Source organism: Amycolatopsis sp. NPDC114503 (assembly GCF_055633655.1).
In genome coordinates this window covers 383,654-397,571 of record NZ_JBVKDT010000006.1, presented here as the reverse complement: position 1 = coordinate 397,571, position 13,918 = coordinate 383,654, and the positions used below count along the sequence as shown (strand labels likewise).

Here is a 13,918-nt window from a genome sequence, read left to right as displayed (position 1 = left end):
GGCCGGTCCGGTGAGCTGATCCAGGGGCAGGGGCTCTGAGCCGGCGCTGGGAGCTGTTGTGATCGCAGGGCTTTCGGGAGGGACGAGACGGCGGACAAGCGTGCGGAGATCAGGAATCCGCCGCACCGCAGGGGTTGGCCCGGCCTCGGTCCGGAAGAGCCTGCGGCAGCGGGAAGACAGCGTTTCCCGAGGTCGGAGAGCTGCGAAGCCCGCGAAAAGAACCCGCAGGATTGCTGATAAGACAACAGTTCCAGGCTGTCCCAGCCGCACGCGGAGGCGGGCCGGGAAGGCAATCGGATTGGCTGATCCGACGCTCGGAGATAAATCCCCGTCGGGGGTAATTAAACCCTTCGAACCTGTCTGGGACGTCGCTTATGCCGGGACCGGGGATAAGTCCTGAGCGTCGCTCAGCAATACCGGTCTCTATAGAAACCGCGGCTCGTCGAATGGAGACGAGAAGGGCCCGGCGTCGCCGAAGCAACGCCGGGCCCCGCGAAAAGATCAGCCTGCCGAAGGCACCGGCGCGGGAAGGGGGCTCGGGTAATAATCCGCGCCCACCAGAACCGGCCCGTCGTCGCCGGGAGAGAACGACAGGACCCACAGCGAGCCCTTCTTGCTCGGCACCACTCCGTCGCGGGCGGCGGGCAGTTCCAGGCCGTCCCGGTCCGCCAGTGCGCTCACCAGGTCCGGGATCACCCCGCCCTGGCTGCTGATCAGCGGGGTGCCCCCGTCGGCCGCGATCGCCAGCAGGCGGCGGATTCCCTGCAGCGGGTCGGGCCAGTAGCCCTCTTCCGACAGCAACGGCTCGTGCCGCACCTCGACGCCGAGTGCGTCCGCGACTCCGCCGACGGTCTGCACGCACCGCAGCCGCGGCGCGGAGAACACCCGGTCGGGGCCGAAGAGCGGCAGCAGGTCTCGCAGCGCCGCAGCTTGGCGCTGACCGGCTTCGGACAGCGGACGGAGGTCGTCGTCGCCCGTCCAGTCTTCGCGTTTGCCTGCTTTGGCGTGGCGCACCAGCAACACCGTCGTCGGCGCGGGCGGGAGGGCGCAGAACTCGCGCAGCACCCGGACATCCGCCGGTCGCGTGAGCAACTGCTCGGCCGTGATCGGGTCCAGCCAGCGCAGTTCGTCGACCTCTTCGTTGGGCTCGAAGGCGCCGGAAACGGCTTCGCCGCTGAAGTAGTCGACGCTCTTGCGCAGCAGCCGCCCGTTGTTCTTCGCCGGGACCTCGTACCTCGTCTGCGCGACATAGCGCCCCAGCACCGCGCGGAACCCGGTCTCCTCGGCGATCTCGCGCACCGCGGTGGCCGCGATCGTCTCGCCCGGGTCGACCTTTCCTTTCGGCAGCGACCAATCGTCGTAGCGGGGCCGGTGCACGAGGGCGACCTCGAACCCGGCTCCGGCGCGGCGCCAGAGCACCGCGCCGGCGGCCCGGACGTCCACGCTCATCCGACGGCCCCGTGCCGCTTCGCGAGTTCGAGCTGGTGGTCGCGCACCTGCGAACCGGCGGCCGGGAACGGCTGCCATTCGCCGGAGGAGCTGAGCACCCAGCAGCGCGTGTGCGGGTCGAGCGCCGAATCGAACACGTCGTCCAGCTGCCGCGTCAGCCTCGGGTCCTTGACCCGCACCAGCGCCTCGATCCGGCGGTCGAGGTTGCGGTGCATCATGTCCGCGCTGCCGATCCAGTGCGTGCCGCCCGCGCGGAAGTGGAACACCCGCGAGTGCTCGAGGAACCGGCCGAGGATCGAGCGGACCCGGATGTTCTCGCTCAAGCCCTCGACGCCCGGCTTCAGCGAGCAGATCCCGCGCACCACCACGTCGACCGGAACGCCGGCTTGGGAAGCGTGGTACAGCGCGTCGATCACCTGCTCGTCGACGAGCGAGTTGCACTTGATCCGGATGCCCGCTTCGAGCCCGGCGCGCGCGAGTTCGATCTCCTCGCCGATCGCGCGCACGATGCCGCGGCGGATGCCGTGCGGCGACGTGAGGATCGTGCGGTAGGTGTCCTGGCGCGAGTAGCCGGTGAGGACGTTGAACAGATCGGTGATGTCCGCGCCGATGCTCGGGTCCGCGGTGAGCAGCCCGAGGTCTTCGTACAGCCGCGCGGTCTTCGGGTTGTAGTTGCCGGTGCCGATGTGGCAGTAGCGGCGGATGGTCGAACCCTCCTGCCGCACCACCATCGACACCTTGCAGTGCGTTTTGAGGCCCACCAAGCCGTACACCACGTGCACGCCCGCGCGCTCCAGCGTGCGCGCCCAGGTGATGTTGGCCTGCTCGTCGAACCGCGCCTTGATCTCCACCAGCGCCACGACCTGCTTGCCCGCCTCGGCGGCGTCGATCAGCGCGTCCACGATCGGCGAATCGCCGGACGTCCGGTACAGCGTCTGCTTGATCGCCAGCACCTTCGAATCGGCCGCGGCCTGTTCGATGAACCGCTGCACGCTCGTGGAGAACGAATCGTAGGGGTGGTGCACCAGGACGTCGCCCTCGCGCAGCGTCGCGAACACGCTCTTGGGCGTCTCGCGTTCGCCGAACGCCGGATGCGTCGCGGGCACGAACGGCCGGTCCTTCAATTCCTTGCGGTCCACCGCGGACAGCTGGAACAGGCAGGTGAGGTCGAGCAGCCCCGGTACCTCGACGACGTCCTCGGGGTCGACTTCCAGCTCGCGCAGCAGCAGTTCGAGCATGTGCTCGCTCATGTCCTGCGCGACCTCGAGCCGCACCGGCGGGCCGAACCGGCGTTGCGCCAGCTCGCGTTCCAGCGCCTGCAACAGGTCCTCGTCGCGGTCTTCCTCGACCTCGAAGTCGGCGTTGCGGGTGACGCGGAAGACGTGGTGCTCGGTCACCTCCATACCGGTGAACAGATCGCTCAGGTGCGCGGAGATCAGTTCCTCGAGCGGCAGGAAGGTGGCGGTCCGGCTGCCGCGCTCGGTTTCCACGCGCATCAGCCGCGGCACGTTGCTCGGCACCTTCACGCGCGCGAACCGTTCGAGCCCGCCTTGCGGGTCCCGCACGGTGACCGCGAGGTTGAGCGACAGCCCCGAGATGTACGGGAACGGGTGCGCCGGGTCGACCGCGAGCGGCGTGAGCACCGGGAAGATCTGCTCGGAGAAGTAGCTCGACAGCCGCAGCTGGTCGGCCCCGGACAGGTCGGCCCAGCCGACGAGCCGGATGTCCTGCTCGGCCAGCTGCGGGCGCAGGTGGTCCTCGAACGCGGCGGTGTGCCGCTCGACCAGGTCCTGGTTGCGCTTGGCGATGTAGTCCAGCTGTTCGCGCGGCGTGAGCCCGTCCGCGCTGCGCACCGACAGGCCGGTGCCGTCGCGCCGTTTCAGCCCGGCGACCCGGACCATGTAGAACTCGTCCAAATTGGACGCGAAAATGGCGAGGAACTTGGCCCGTTCGAGCAGCGGCTGCGATTCGTCCTCGGCCAGCGCGAGCACGCGGGCGTTGAAGTCGAGCCAGGACAGCTCGCGGTTGAAATAACGGTCGTCGGGAAGCGACTCGACGGCGGTGGGCGCGGAGGTGACGGCGGGCGGGGCTGAGGGAACGGAACGGAATTCCTCGCCGCTCTCAGTAGTGGTCCGGCGCGATCGCACGGCGGCGGGCGGCGCGGCGGGCTTCTTCGCGGTGGTGCGCAGCGCGCTCGAAGCGGTGCTCTTGCGCTTGGCCGGTTTGGCGTTGTCTTCCGAAGCCGCCTTGGGTTTTGCCCGACGGGCCGCAGCGGCGTCAGCGGTCCCGCGCGAGGTCGCCTTCCCGCCCGCGGTGCGCGGGGCCGGGGACGAGGGGGATGCGCTGCTGCCGCTCTTCACGCGCCGCCGGGCCGGAGTGCTGCCGTCTTCTGTGCTCACGCTGCCCATTGTTCACTACGAAGCCGCGGTTTGCGCAGGCCGCGATGAAGGTCGAGTGAACACGTCAGCGCAATTGCGCCCGTTCGGCCGGGAGCAATGCCGCAGTGCGCTTCCCCAGGCCGAGCTTCGCGGCGTGGCGGAGATCATCTTCGGTGTCGACGTCGCTGCGCAGCGACGGCAGCGCTTGGGTGAGAGGAATCGCACCGGACGCGCGATGCAGTTCCGCGGAGCCGGCGCCGAACCGCGGGTCGAGAGGTTTCCCCGGAGCGGACAGCAACAGCGTGGTCCCGGTGCCCTGCCGGTCGAACACCACCGCGCGGCGGCCCGCGGCTTCGGTCAGCGCCTGCTCCAGGTCGACCGCGCGCAACGCCGGAAGATCCGCTTGGAGCGCGCCGACTACTCCGTCCGGTGCGTCCGCGCGCAGCAGCTCCGCACCGTGGCGCAACGCTTCGTTGAGCCCGCCGCCCGCCGGTTCGGCGACCAGCTCGACGCCGAGACCGGCCAATTCGGACAGCGCGGCCGGATCGGCGGTGACGACGAGCACCCGCCGGACCCCGGCGACCGACGTGACCGCGGCCAGCGTGTCGCAGGCCAGCGCCAGCACCAGCTCCGCGTGCCGGTGCGCGGCGACCGCCCCGCGCAGCCGGGACTTGCCCGTGCCCGGCGGTTTCAGCGGCATGACCAGGTCTGCGTCCACCTGTCCATCTTTACCCGAAACCCGTCTCGCGCGCGGTGAGCGCACCCTCCCTGGACTGCGCGAACCGGAGCGCGGCAGGATCACCCGGAGCAGAGGCGACCCGAGGAGGAGAACTGTGGCACGGCGTGAGAAGGGCGGATTCTGGGTGGGGCTGGCCGCCGCCGCGTTCTACCCGATGACCGCGATCGGCAAGCGGGTGTACCTCGGCGCGGAGAAAATCCCCCGGCAAGGGCCCGCGGTGCTGGTGATGAACCACATCTCGCACCTCGACCCGCCGGTCGACGCGGTGTTCGTGCACCGGCAGAAGCGGGTGCCGCGGTTCTTCCTCAAGGCGAGCCTGAAGGACGTGCCGGTCTTCGGCCGGATCGTGACCGGGTCCGGGCAGATCCCGGTGGCGCGCGGGTCGAGCGCCGCGGGCGACAGCCTCAAGGCCGCGCACCAGGCGCTCGAAGAGGGCAAGGTCATCGTGATCTACCCCGAGGGCACCATCACGAAGGACCCGCTGGGCTGGCCGAAGGAGGCCTACAGCGGCGCGGCGCGGCTGGCGCTGCAGAACGACGTCCCGGTGATCCCGATCGCGCGCTGGGGCACGAACAAGATCTTCAACGGCTACACCAAGAAGTTCACGCCGTTCCCGCGCAAGACGGTGACGCACCTGGTCGGGGATCCGATCGACCTGTCGCGGTTCCGCGGCGCGAACCCGCGCAGCGCCTCGACGCTGCGTGAGGTCACCGCGGTGATGATGGACGAGGTCACCCGTCTGCTGGCGGAGATCCGGCAGGAGGAACCGCCGGTGAAGAAGCCGGATACCGAGGCCGCAGCGGAGACCAAAGCGGAGATCACCGCAGAGCCCAAGGCGGAGACCGAGAAGCCGGAGGACGGTGCCTGATGGCGGGTTTCGCCGCCGACGTGCAACGGGTCACCGTGCTCGGCGCGGGTTCGTGGGGCACCGCGTTCGCGAAGGTGCTCGGCGACGCGGGCCGGGACGTGACGATGTGGGCGCGCCGGGAAAGCGTCGCGGAGGAGATCCGGGAGCGGCACACCAACGAGTCGTATCTGCCGGGAACCTCGTTGCCGGAGCGGATCACCGCGACGGCCGACGCGGCAGCGGCATTGGACGGCGCGCAGGCAGTGGTGCTCGGGGTGCCGAGCCAGAGCCTGCGCGCGAACCTCACCGGCTGGCAGCCGCTGCTGCCGCCGGACGCGATCCTGGTCAGCCTGGCCAAGGGCGTGGAACTGGGCACGCTCAAGCGGATGAGCGAGGTGATCGCCGAACTCGCTCGCGTCGCGCCGGGCGAGATCGTGGTGGTGTCCGGGCCGAATTTGGCCCGCGAGATCGCCGACGGGCAGCCTGCCGCCGCGGTGGTCGCGTGCGCGGATCACGAGCGGGCGAAAGCGGTGCAGCAGGCGACGTCGAACCAGTATTTCCGGCCCTACACCAACACCGACGTGGTGGGCTGCGAGCTGGGCGGCGCGTGCAAGAACGTGATCGCGCTCAGCTGCGGCATGGCCGCCGGAATGGGCTTGGGCGCGAACACGACGGCGACGCTCATCACGCGCGGTCTCGCCGAAATGGCGCGGCTCGGCGCGAAACTCGGCGCGGACCCGCTGACCTTCGCCGGTCTCGCCGGGCTCGGGGACCTGGTGGCGACGTGCTCGTCGCCGTTGTCGCGCAACCGCACCTTCGGCGAACGGCTCGGCCGCGGCGAGACGCTGGCCGAGGCGCAGGCGGCGGCCGGCGGGCAGGTCGCGGAGGGCGTCGCGTCGTGCTCGTCGATCCGCGAACTGGCGCAGCGGGCCGGCGTCGACATGCCGATCACGGACGCGATGTACCGGGTGTGCCACGAGGGCGTCGACCCGCGGCAGGCGGGCGCGGAGCTGCTCGGGCGGTCGCGGAAGCCGGAGTGGAGCTGAGTCTCGTGAGCGGCGGCGCCGGTGAGAACCGGGATTGCCGCTCACGAGGCCTGGGCGGGTACCGGGGAGTGTGAACCTGCGCTCACCAGGGCGGTCCAGGGGGTGAGACGGGTTGACCGGGCGGTCCGGGGCTGGTTCTCTGTGCGGCATGCTGACGTGCGAGATGACGATGCGGCCGGGGTCCTCCGACCTCCGCCCCGTCATGGGCATGTCGTGTCGCTGTTGTCGGTGAACTCAGCCCCGGCCCAGTTCGACACCCATCTTCTTCCCGTGAGGACTTCTTTTCATGTTCGCCGTTCCGGACAACACCCTGCTGCGTCCCGAGAACCCCGCCCTGCGCCACCCGGTCCGCGTCGCCGTCGACGTGGCCGCCGACCGGGAACGCTGGGGCAGCCTGCTGCGCTACGACCCCGACGAGCGGTTCTCGGCGCTGGTCGAACGCACTGAGGACCAGGAGATCTGGCTGCTCAGCTGGCTTCCCGGCCAGTACACCGACCTGCACGACCACGCCTTCGCGACCGGCGCGTTCACCGTCGTGTCCGGGCGGCTGACCGAAACCGTCGCGCGGCGTGCCCCGGGCGGGCGCGCGGTGACCGAGGTGCACGGGCTGTCCGCCGGGCAGTCACGGGTGTTCGGGCCGGGTTACGTGCACGAGGTGCGCAACGACGGCCCGGATCCGGCGATCAGCGTGCACGTCTACCGCCAGGGCGGCCGGCAGATGCGCTCGTACCAGGCGAATCCGGTGGACGGCCCGTTCCGGGCGTGATCAGCGGTCGAGGTCGCCGCGCAGCCTGAACTGCCGCTCGATCTCCTCCCGGCCGACGCCCGCGGCCAGCAGAACCTGCAGCAGGATCCGCGATTTCCGCGGGCACAGCCAGCCGGCCATCGTCGCGCCCATCCGGATCAGGCTCGATTCGGAGCCGTGAAACCCGTATGTGCTGCGGAAAGTCGGGCCCGCGCCGGTCCGGGACGCGACGACGACCGGCACCTCCGCCGCCGCGATCACGTCTGCCGTGGAGGTCGACACGTGCCCCACTCCATTGGCAGCGACCACGACACCGCGCGCACCGCCCTTGAGCACCATCGACAGCAATTCGCCCGAATCGTCGAGCCCTGATTCCACCAGCGGAACGAGATCGACATTCTCGGCTCCCGGCAGCACCGGCAACCGCGGCGGCGACGGGTGGAAGTAATGCACCGCGCCTTCGGCGACCATGCCGAGCGGGCCCGCGGGCCGCGACGAAAACGTTTCGACGTGGCTGGAATGCGTCTTCCGCACCCACCTCGCGGCGTGCACGTCGTCGTTGAACGCCACCAGCGCGCCCCGGCCGCGGCTGCGCGGATCGGCGGCGACGGTGAGCGCGGCGAGGATGTTCGCCTGTCCGTCCGGACTGGGCAGGCTCGGGTTCCGCATCGCGCCGGTGATCACCACCGGCGCGTCGGACGGCCACGTGAGGTCGAACAGGTACGCCGTTTCCTCCAGCGTATCCGTGCCCTGCACCACCACGAAACCGTCCGCGCCCGCCTCGATCTGCTCGATCCCCCACTGCCGCGTCCGCGCGAGCGTCGCGTAATCCATCGACGAACTCGACAGCCCGGCGAGCGTCGCCGCGGTGACCTCCATCGGCAGCCGGGAACCGAGGTCTCCCAGCAGGTCCTCGGCGCTCAGCCGCGGCACGACGCCGTCTTCGATCGAACGTCCGGGAGCCATCGAGATGGTGCCGCCCAGCGCGGCGACGGCGATGCGAGTCATGCCTCGCACTCTATGCGGGGCGCTGGGCCTGCAGGGTGTAGCTCGCGGCGATCCGGCGCGGGTTGTCGCGCAGCCGCCATTCGCCGTTCCCGGCCTCTTCCATCTCGTGCGGCAGCGCGTTCCACGCCGCGGTGTCGTGCTCGGTCAGCCCGGTCAGGATCAGGCCCTGGTCGAGCAGCGCGGTGACGATCTCGCCGAGCGAATGGTTCCAGCTGTGCGTGGTCGTCGTCTTCACCGGTTCGTCCGTGTCGACGTAAGTGGTGTCGTCGCTGAACACGAGCGGTTCGTCGTGCTCGAAGTAGTCGTACTTCGGCCACGCGCGTTCGGATTCGTCGTCGAGCGTCCACAGCATCGGGTGGCCTTCGCGCAGGAACAGCCGTCCGCCCGGCCGCAGCAACCGCGCGACGACCTCCGCCCAGGGCGCGATCTTCGGCAGCCAGCAAAGCGCGCCGATCCCGGTGTACACCAGGTCGAACGTGTTCTCGCCGAACACTTTCACCGCGTCGTAGACGTTCGCCTCGCGGTAGTCGATGTCCGCGCCGGTGGCGTCGGCGAGCTTGCGCGCCTCGGCGAGCGACGCCGGGGAAAGGTCCAGACCAGAGACCTCGGCTCCGAGCCGGTGCAGCGACAGCGTGTCCGTGCCGATGTGGCACTGCAGGTGGACGGTGCGCAGCCCGGAAACGTCGCCGAGGCGCGGCTGGTCGAAGCGCACGATCTGGCTCAGATGCGCGGGATCGGCCTTGAACTTGTCGAACTCGTAGTACGCCGAGCGCGCGTGGATCGGCGCGCGGTCGTCCCAATTGGCTCGGTTGATCTCGAACGAATCCGTCACGCCATCTCCGCCACGCTGCGCTGCACGCAGAACTCGTTGCCTTCCGGGTCCTGCAAAACGACCCAGCCGCTGCCGTCTTCGCGACGGTGATCGGAATGCAGCCTCGCGCCGATTTCGAGCAGCCGCTCTACCTCTTCGTCGCGGGTCCCGTTGTCCGGCTTCAGGCAGACGTGCAGCCGGTTTTTGATCGTCTTGGGCTCCGGAACGGCGATGAACAGCAGCGTGACGCCGGAGTCGAGCGTGATGCCGATCTCCTCCTCGCCCGGTTTGTCGTCCTCGCCGACCGGGCGGCCGGTCACCTTGGTCCAGAACTGAGCCAGTTCCCACGGGTCGGCGCAGTCGACGGTGATGTTGTCCACGTACGAGGTCATCGGGCTCCTTGTGCCAGGGTTGCTGCCGGTCCGGAGTCTGCCCGGATTGCCCGATGCGCGCGAGCGCTTTCCTGTCGAGTCGCTGTCAGCTGGGGGTTCGGCTCGCGCGCCCGCTCGGACGTCGCGGAGGATGGCAGGGTGGAGAACCCGAACCCGGTGCGGCTGCTCGTCGTGGACGACGAGCCGCACATCGCCGACCTGGTCGCGACCGTCGCCCGTTACGAGGGCTGGCAGGCCGTCACGGCCGGATGCGGCGCCGACGCGCTCGCGCGCGCCGCGGAGTTCGCTCCCGACATCGTCGTGCTCGACCTCATGCTGCCGGATTTCGACGGTTTCACCGTGCTCGACAAGCTGCGCGAGAAGCACGACGCGGTCCCGGTGGTTTTCCTGACCGCGAAGGACGCGACCGCCGACCGCATCGCCGGCCTCACCCGTGGGGGTGACGACTACCTCGTCAAGCCGTTCTCTGTCGAGGAGTTGATGGCGCGGCTGCGCGCGGTGCTGCGACGGACGTCCGAAAAGCCGGAGACCCGCACGGTTGTCCTGCAGGTGGGCGACCTCACGCTGGACGAGGAGACGCACGAAGTCCGCCGTGGAGGTCAGCTCGCCGAGCTGACGCCGACCGAGTACGAGCTGCTGCGCTACCTGATGCGGCGCTCGCCGGCGGTGCTCACGAAGGCGCAGATTCTCGACCACGTCTGGGAGTACGACTTCGGCGGACGGTCCAATGTGGTCGAACTCGCGATCTCGCGGTTGCGGCGCAAGCTCGACACCGAGGCGGAACCGCTGATCCACACCGTGCGCGGCGTCGGGTATTCCGTGCGACAGGCGGAGCGGTGAACCGGATCGGGCGCTGGGCTCGCCGGTGGTACCGGGCCTGGCGCGCTTCCCGGCTTGGCACGCGGCTGGCGTTCGGGCTGGGTGCGTTGTCGCTGGTGGTGTTCGCGATCGTCGGGGCGCTGACGGTCGAGCTGATGCACGATTACCTCAACCGGCGGCTCGACGAGCAGCTCAAGACCAGCCAGGTCGCGCAGGTGCCGCATCTGCGCGAATCGAAGGACAATCCGGAAGTCGTCTACTCCTGGTACTCGGCGGTTTTCGACGTGCGGGAGGGGCACGCGACCCCGCAGCCGGGCAGCACGTTGCCCAGCGATGTGCGGCCGCTGGCGCGGATCGCCGAAGAGACGACCAGCGGCGACCTTTTCCGCACGATCACCTTGCCCGGTCAGGGTTCTTACCGGGTGCGGGCGTGTCCGGTGGAGACTTCGCAGAACGGGACCGGCACCGTGCTGCTGAGTGCCGCGCCGCAGGCCGACCTCGACAACACTGTGCAGCAGTTGATGTTGATCGAGGTGATCGCGTTCCTGATCGCGTTGGCGATTCTCGTCGTCGCCGGGCGAGTGGTGCTGCGGCGTGGATTGCGGCCGTTGTCGGACATGGCCGGTACCGCGCACGACATCGCCTCGCACGACCTCACCGCCACTGCGGATTTGCCGGTGCGCGCATCCGGCACTGGCGGTGGCGCGGAGGTCGAGGAGTTGCGGACGGCGTTCAATCTGATGTTGAGCCACATCGAGTCGTCGCTGGCCGCGCGCACCGAGGCGAATGATCGGCTGCGCCGGTTTGTCGCCGATGCTTCGCATGAACTGCGGACGCCGTTGACGTCGATCCGCGGCTATGCCGATCTTTTCCGTTACGCCGCCGCGAATGAGCCGGAGGAACGCGAGGCGCATCTGGAGAAGATCCGGGCCGAGACCGCGCGGATGAGCGTGCTGGTGGACGATTTGCTGCTGCTCGCCCGTCTTGACGCGCGCGACGCCGAACCGCCGGTGCGTCCGCAGCGAATGGATCTCACCGAGGTCGCCGCGGCTGCCGCGGACGCGTTCCGGGCCGGTCGTCCGGGGTATCCGCTGGCGGTGTCGATTCCGGAGGAACCGGTGCTGCTGCACGCGGATCCGGCGCGGGTGCGGCAGATTCTGGACAACCTGCTCGCGAACGCGGCGGTGCATACGAGCGAGGGAACGCCGGTCGAACTGGCGGTGACGGTGACCGGCGGAATGGCCGTCGCCACCGTCGCCGATGCCGGGCCGGGGATTTCGCCGGAGGACCAGCAGCGGATTTTCGACCGGTTCTATCGCGTCGACAACTCCCGCACCCGGGCCGCCGGCGGAACCGGGCTGGGGTTGTCGGTGGTGCATTCGCTGGTGGTCGAGCACGGCGGGACGGTTTCGCTGGACAGCCGTCCTGGGCGGACGGTGTTTACCGTGCGGTTGCCGCTGTCTTCGTGACGCGCGCGGCGACGTGCTCGGGCACTTCCCAGCCTGGCGGGAGGTCGGCGGAGGGTTCCGGCTCGCCGAAGGTCGTGCGCACCGGCAGCACTCCTGCCCAGGCGGCGTTCGCGGCGACGTCTTCGGGTTCGTCGTCGGGTCCTTCGGCTCGGAGCTTCACCGACGCCTCAGCCAGGTCGAGCGCGATCACCGAAACCGCCGCAAATTCCTTCTTGTTCACCGGACGCGCGTGTTCCCACGAACCAGGGGAGAGGTGGTCGGTGAGCACGTGCAGGCCGCGCATCTTCTCGTCCGGGTCGGTCACCAGCCGGGCCCGGCCGAGGATCACCGCGCTGCGGTAGTTGACCGAGTGGTTGTTCACCGAGCGGCAATAGACGATGCCGTCGAGCAGGGTCACCGTCACGCAGATGTCGGTTTCCCCGGCGGCGGCTCGCAGACTGGCCGCGCCCGTGGAACCATGCAAGTACAGGGTGTCGCCGTCGCGGCCGTATCCGGTGGGCAGCACCAGCGGGACGCCGTCGCGGACCACGCCGAGGTGGCAGATCAGCGCCTCGTCGAGCACGGCGTGCAGCGCGGCGCGCTCGCTGGCGGCGCGGTGGCGTTTGCGGCCGAGCGTGGTGCGTTCGGTGGGCGAAAGGCTGCTCATGCGTTCAGTGTGCGGCGAGCAAGTGGCTACGTTGAATGTCCACTTCTTCTACACTTGAGAAGTCCACTTCGCTGTAACGGAGGTCCGCCGTGTCTTACGCCGACACCGCCCTGCCGGTGAGTCTCGACCGCGACGCGGCCACCCCGCTGGCCGTGCAGCTGGCCGACGCGCTGCGCGAAGCCGCGGCCGGCGGACACCTCCGCGGCGGCGATCGGCTGCCGTCCACGCGCGCGCTGGCTGAACGGCTCGGTGTCTCGCGCACGGTCACTTCCGCTGCGTACGAGCAACTTCACGCGGAGGGCTGGATCGCCGGGCGACACGGCTCTGGCACCTATGTGACTACTCCGCCGACCCGTGCCGCCGCGTCCGTCACGGTGCCCGGTTCGCTTCTCGCGGAGCCGGAATCGAGCCCGGTGCTCGACCTCACGCCGGGCGCGCCGTGGGCTGGCGGGCTCGACCGTGCGGCGTGGCGGCGAGCGTGGCGCGCAGCTGCGGATCCCGAACCGCTCACGCGGGCGCACCGCGCCGGGCTGCCGGAATATCGCGCGACTGTGTCGGAACACCTGCTGCGCCACCGCGGTCTGGCGGCGGGCTCAGTGCTGGCGACCGGCGGTACCACCGCGGCTGTCGTGGAACTCGCCGCCGCGGTGTTGCGCCGAGGTGCGGTCGTCGCCTTCGAGGAACCTGGTTATCAGCGTGCGGTGCAAGCGTTCCGGCAGGCCGGACTCACCGTCGTGGGCGTGCCGGTGGACGAGGAAGGCCTGCGCCCGGACGCGATTCCCGCCGGTGCGCGCGCGGTTTACTGCTCGCCCGCGCACCAGTACCCGATGGGCAGCCGGATGAGCGCGGCCCGGCGCGTGCAGCTCGTGGAACGCGCTCGCGCGGAAGGCATGCTGGTCATCGAGGACGACTACGACGGCGAGTTGCGCTTCGACGTCGCCCCGCTGCCGATGCTGGCCGCGCTCGCCCCGGATGTCGTCGTGCACCTCGGGACCACCAGCAAAATCCTCACTCCGACGCTCGGCGCGGGCTGGCTCGTCGCGCCCGCCGCGGTGGCTGATTCCGTGCTGGCGTACCGAGATCTCACCGGCACCCGCCCGTCGCCGGCGGGGCAGCGGGTGCTGGTCGAACTGGCCCGCACCGGCGATCTGGGACGGCACCTGCGGAAGCTGCGCCGGGAAATGGCCGAACGCCGGACGGTGCTGGTGGCCGCGCTGTCGACCGCCGGGATCCCGTTCGTCGGCGACGACGCCGGTGCGCATCTGGTGGTGCCGACGGAAAGCGCCGAGGCGGAGGCACAGTTGATCGCCGCGGCGGAAAAACATTCGATCCGGCTCGACGGGCTGGCACGCCATTTCGCCGGAACGCCGACGATGCACGGCATCGCCCTGGGGTACGCGGGCTGCTCGCGGGAGGCGTTGATGGCCGCGGTGCCGACGCTGGTCGATCTTCTCCGCTGAAAGCACGACTGGGATGTCTGTGAGGGCCACCCTGAGGGAATCAGATTCCCGCAGGGTTCCCTTCACGGACATCTGCGGCGACCAGCGCAGACACCCCCGGCGCGCGCTG

13 protein-coding genes are annotated in these 13,918 nt (G+C 69.9%); 6 read left to right on the top strand and 7 right to left on the bottom strand.

Annotation, left to right across the window (positions count from 1 at the left end):
* Positions 1 to 501: 501 nt before the first annotated feature.
* From ACZ7OI_RS27265 to cofC, 3 genes are read right to left on the bottom strand one after another with little or no spacing between them, the layout of a single operon-like run.
* Positions 502 to 1,449: an NUDIX hydrolase gene (locus ACZ7OI_RS27265; protein WP_470267000.1), complete on the bottom strand. Its 948-nt coding sequence runs from the start codon at positions 1,447 to 1,449 to the stop codon at positions 502 to 504.
* Positions 1,446 to 3,857 (bottom strand): RNA degradosome polyphosphate kinase, encoded by a 2,412-nt coding sequence (locus ACZ7OI_RS27260; RefSeq protein WP_470266999.1) that lies wholly within the window; start codon positions 3,855 to 3,857, stop codon positions 1,446 to 1,448. Before ACZ7OI_RS27260 ends, ACZ7OI_RS27265 begins: the two co-directional genes overlap by 4 nt.
* Before the next feature lie 55 nt (positions 3,858 to 3,912).
* Positions 3,913 to 4,545 carry a 2-phospho-L-lactate guanylyltransferase gene (gene cofC, locus ACZ7OI_RS27255; RefSeq protein ID WP_470266998.1) on the bottom strand — a complete coding sequence of 211 codons (633 nt, stop codon included), beginning with the start codon at positions 4,543 to 4,545 and terminating at the stop codon, positions 3,913 to 3,915.
* Positions 4,546 to 4,720: 175 nt separating this feature from the next.
* Between cofC and ACZ7OI_RS27250 the strand changes: the two genes are divergently transcribed.
* From ACZ7OI_RS27250 to ACZ7OI_RS27240, 3 genes are all read left to right on the top strand, one after another.
* Positions 4,721 to 5,434: a lysophospholipid acyltransferase family protein gene (locus ACZ7OI_RS27250; protein ID WP_470267162.1), complete on the top strand. Its 714-nt coding sequence runs from the start codon at positions 4,721 to 4,723 to the stop codon at positions 5,432 to 5,434.
* Positions 5,434 to 6,459 carry an NAD(P)H-dependent glycerol-3-phosphate dehydrogenase gene (locus ACZ7OI_RS27245; RefSeq protein ID WP_470266997.1) on the top strand — a complete coding sequence of 342 codons (1,026 nt, stop codon included), beginning with the start codon at positions 5,434 to 5,436 and terminating at the stop codon, positions 6,457 to 6,459. The genes ACZ7OI_RS27250 and ACZ7OI_RS27245 overlap by 1 nt, the downstream gene beginning before the upstream one ends.
* A 286-nt stretch (positions 6,460 to 6,745) precedes the next feature.
* Positions 6,746 to 7,225 (top strand): cysteine dioxygenase, encoded by a 480-nt coding sequence (locus ACZ7OI_RS27240; RefSeq protein ID WP_470266996.1) that lies wholly within the window; start codon positions 6,746 to 6,748, stop codon positions 7,223 to 7,225.
* Here the strand turns inward: ACZ7OI_RS27240 and ACZ7OI_RS27235 are convergent, their stop codons facing one another.
* The 3 genes from ACZ7OI_RS27235 to ACZ7OI_RS27225 are packed head-to-tail and all read right to left on the bottom strand — an operon-like array spanning position 7,226 to position 9,415.
* Positions 7,226 to 8,212 carry an asparaginase gene (locus ACZ7OI_RS27235; protein ID WP_470266995.1) on the bottom strand — a complete coding sequence of 329 codons (987 nt, stop codon included), beginning with the start codon at positions 8,210 to 8,212 and terminating at the stop codon, positions 7,226 to 7,228. It lies immediately after the preceding gene.
* A gap of 10 nt (positions 8,213 to 8,222) precedes the next feature.
* Positions 8,223 to 9,044: a class I SAM-dependent methyltransferase gene (locus tag ACZ7OI_RS27230; protein WP_470266994.1), complete on the bottom strand. Its 822-nt coding sequence runs from the start codon at positions 9,042 to 9,044 to the stop codon at positions 8,223 to 8,225.
* Complete coding sequence (locus ACZ7OI_RS27225; RefSeq protein WP_470266993.1) at positions 9,041 to 9,415, bottom strand: VOC family protein; 375 nt, start codon at positions 9,413 to 9,415, stop codon at positions 9,041 to 9,043. Before ACZ7OI_RS27225 ends, ACZ7OI_RS27230 begins: the two co-directional genes overlap by 4 nt.
* A 138-nt stretch (positions 9,416 to 9,553) precedes the next feature.
* On the opposite strand from ACZ7OI_RS27225, the gene ACZ7OI_RS27220 reads away from it, so the two are divergent.
* Positions 9,554 to 10,255: a response regulator transcription factor gene (locus ACZ7OI_RS27220; protein WP_470266992.1), complete on the top strand. Its 702-nt coding sequence runs from the start codon at positions 9,554 to 9,556 to the stop codon at positions 10,253 to 10,255.
* Entirely contained in the window at positions 10,252 to 11,703 is a 1,452-nt protein-coding gene (locus ACZ7OI_RS27215; RefSeq protein ID WP_470266991.1) for a sensor histidine kinase, read from the top strand. Before ACZ7OI_RS27220 ends, ACZ7OI_RS27215 begins: the two co-directional genes overlap by 4 nt.
* Here ACZ7OI_RS27215 and ACZ7OI_RS27210 read toward each other — a convergent pair.
* The gene (locus ACZ7OI_RS27210; RefSeq protein WP_470266990.1) at positions 11,675 to 12,349 is read right to left on the bottom strand and encodes a pyridoxamine 5'-phosphate oxidase family protein; all 675 of its coding nucleotides are present in this window, start codon (positions 12,347 to 12,349) and stop codon (positions 11,675 to 11,677) included. The two genes, ACZ7OI_RS27215 and ACZ7OI_RS27210, sit on opposite strands and share 29 nt — an antisense overlap.
* Before the next feature lie 89 nt (positions 12,350 to 12,438).
* Here ACZ7OI_RS27210 and pdxR point away from each other — a divergent pair, with 89 nt between their 5' ends.
* Positions 12,439 to 13,809, top strand: a complete 1,371-nt coding sequence (gene pdxR / locus ACZ7OI_RS27205; RefSeq protein ID WP_470266989.1) for a MocR-like pyridoxine biosynthesis transcription factor PdxR — start codon at positions 12,439 to 12,441, stop codon at positions 13,807 to 13,809.
* The last annotated feature ends 109 nt before the right edge of the window (positions 13,810 to 13,918 follow it).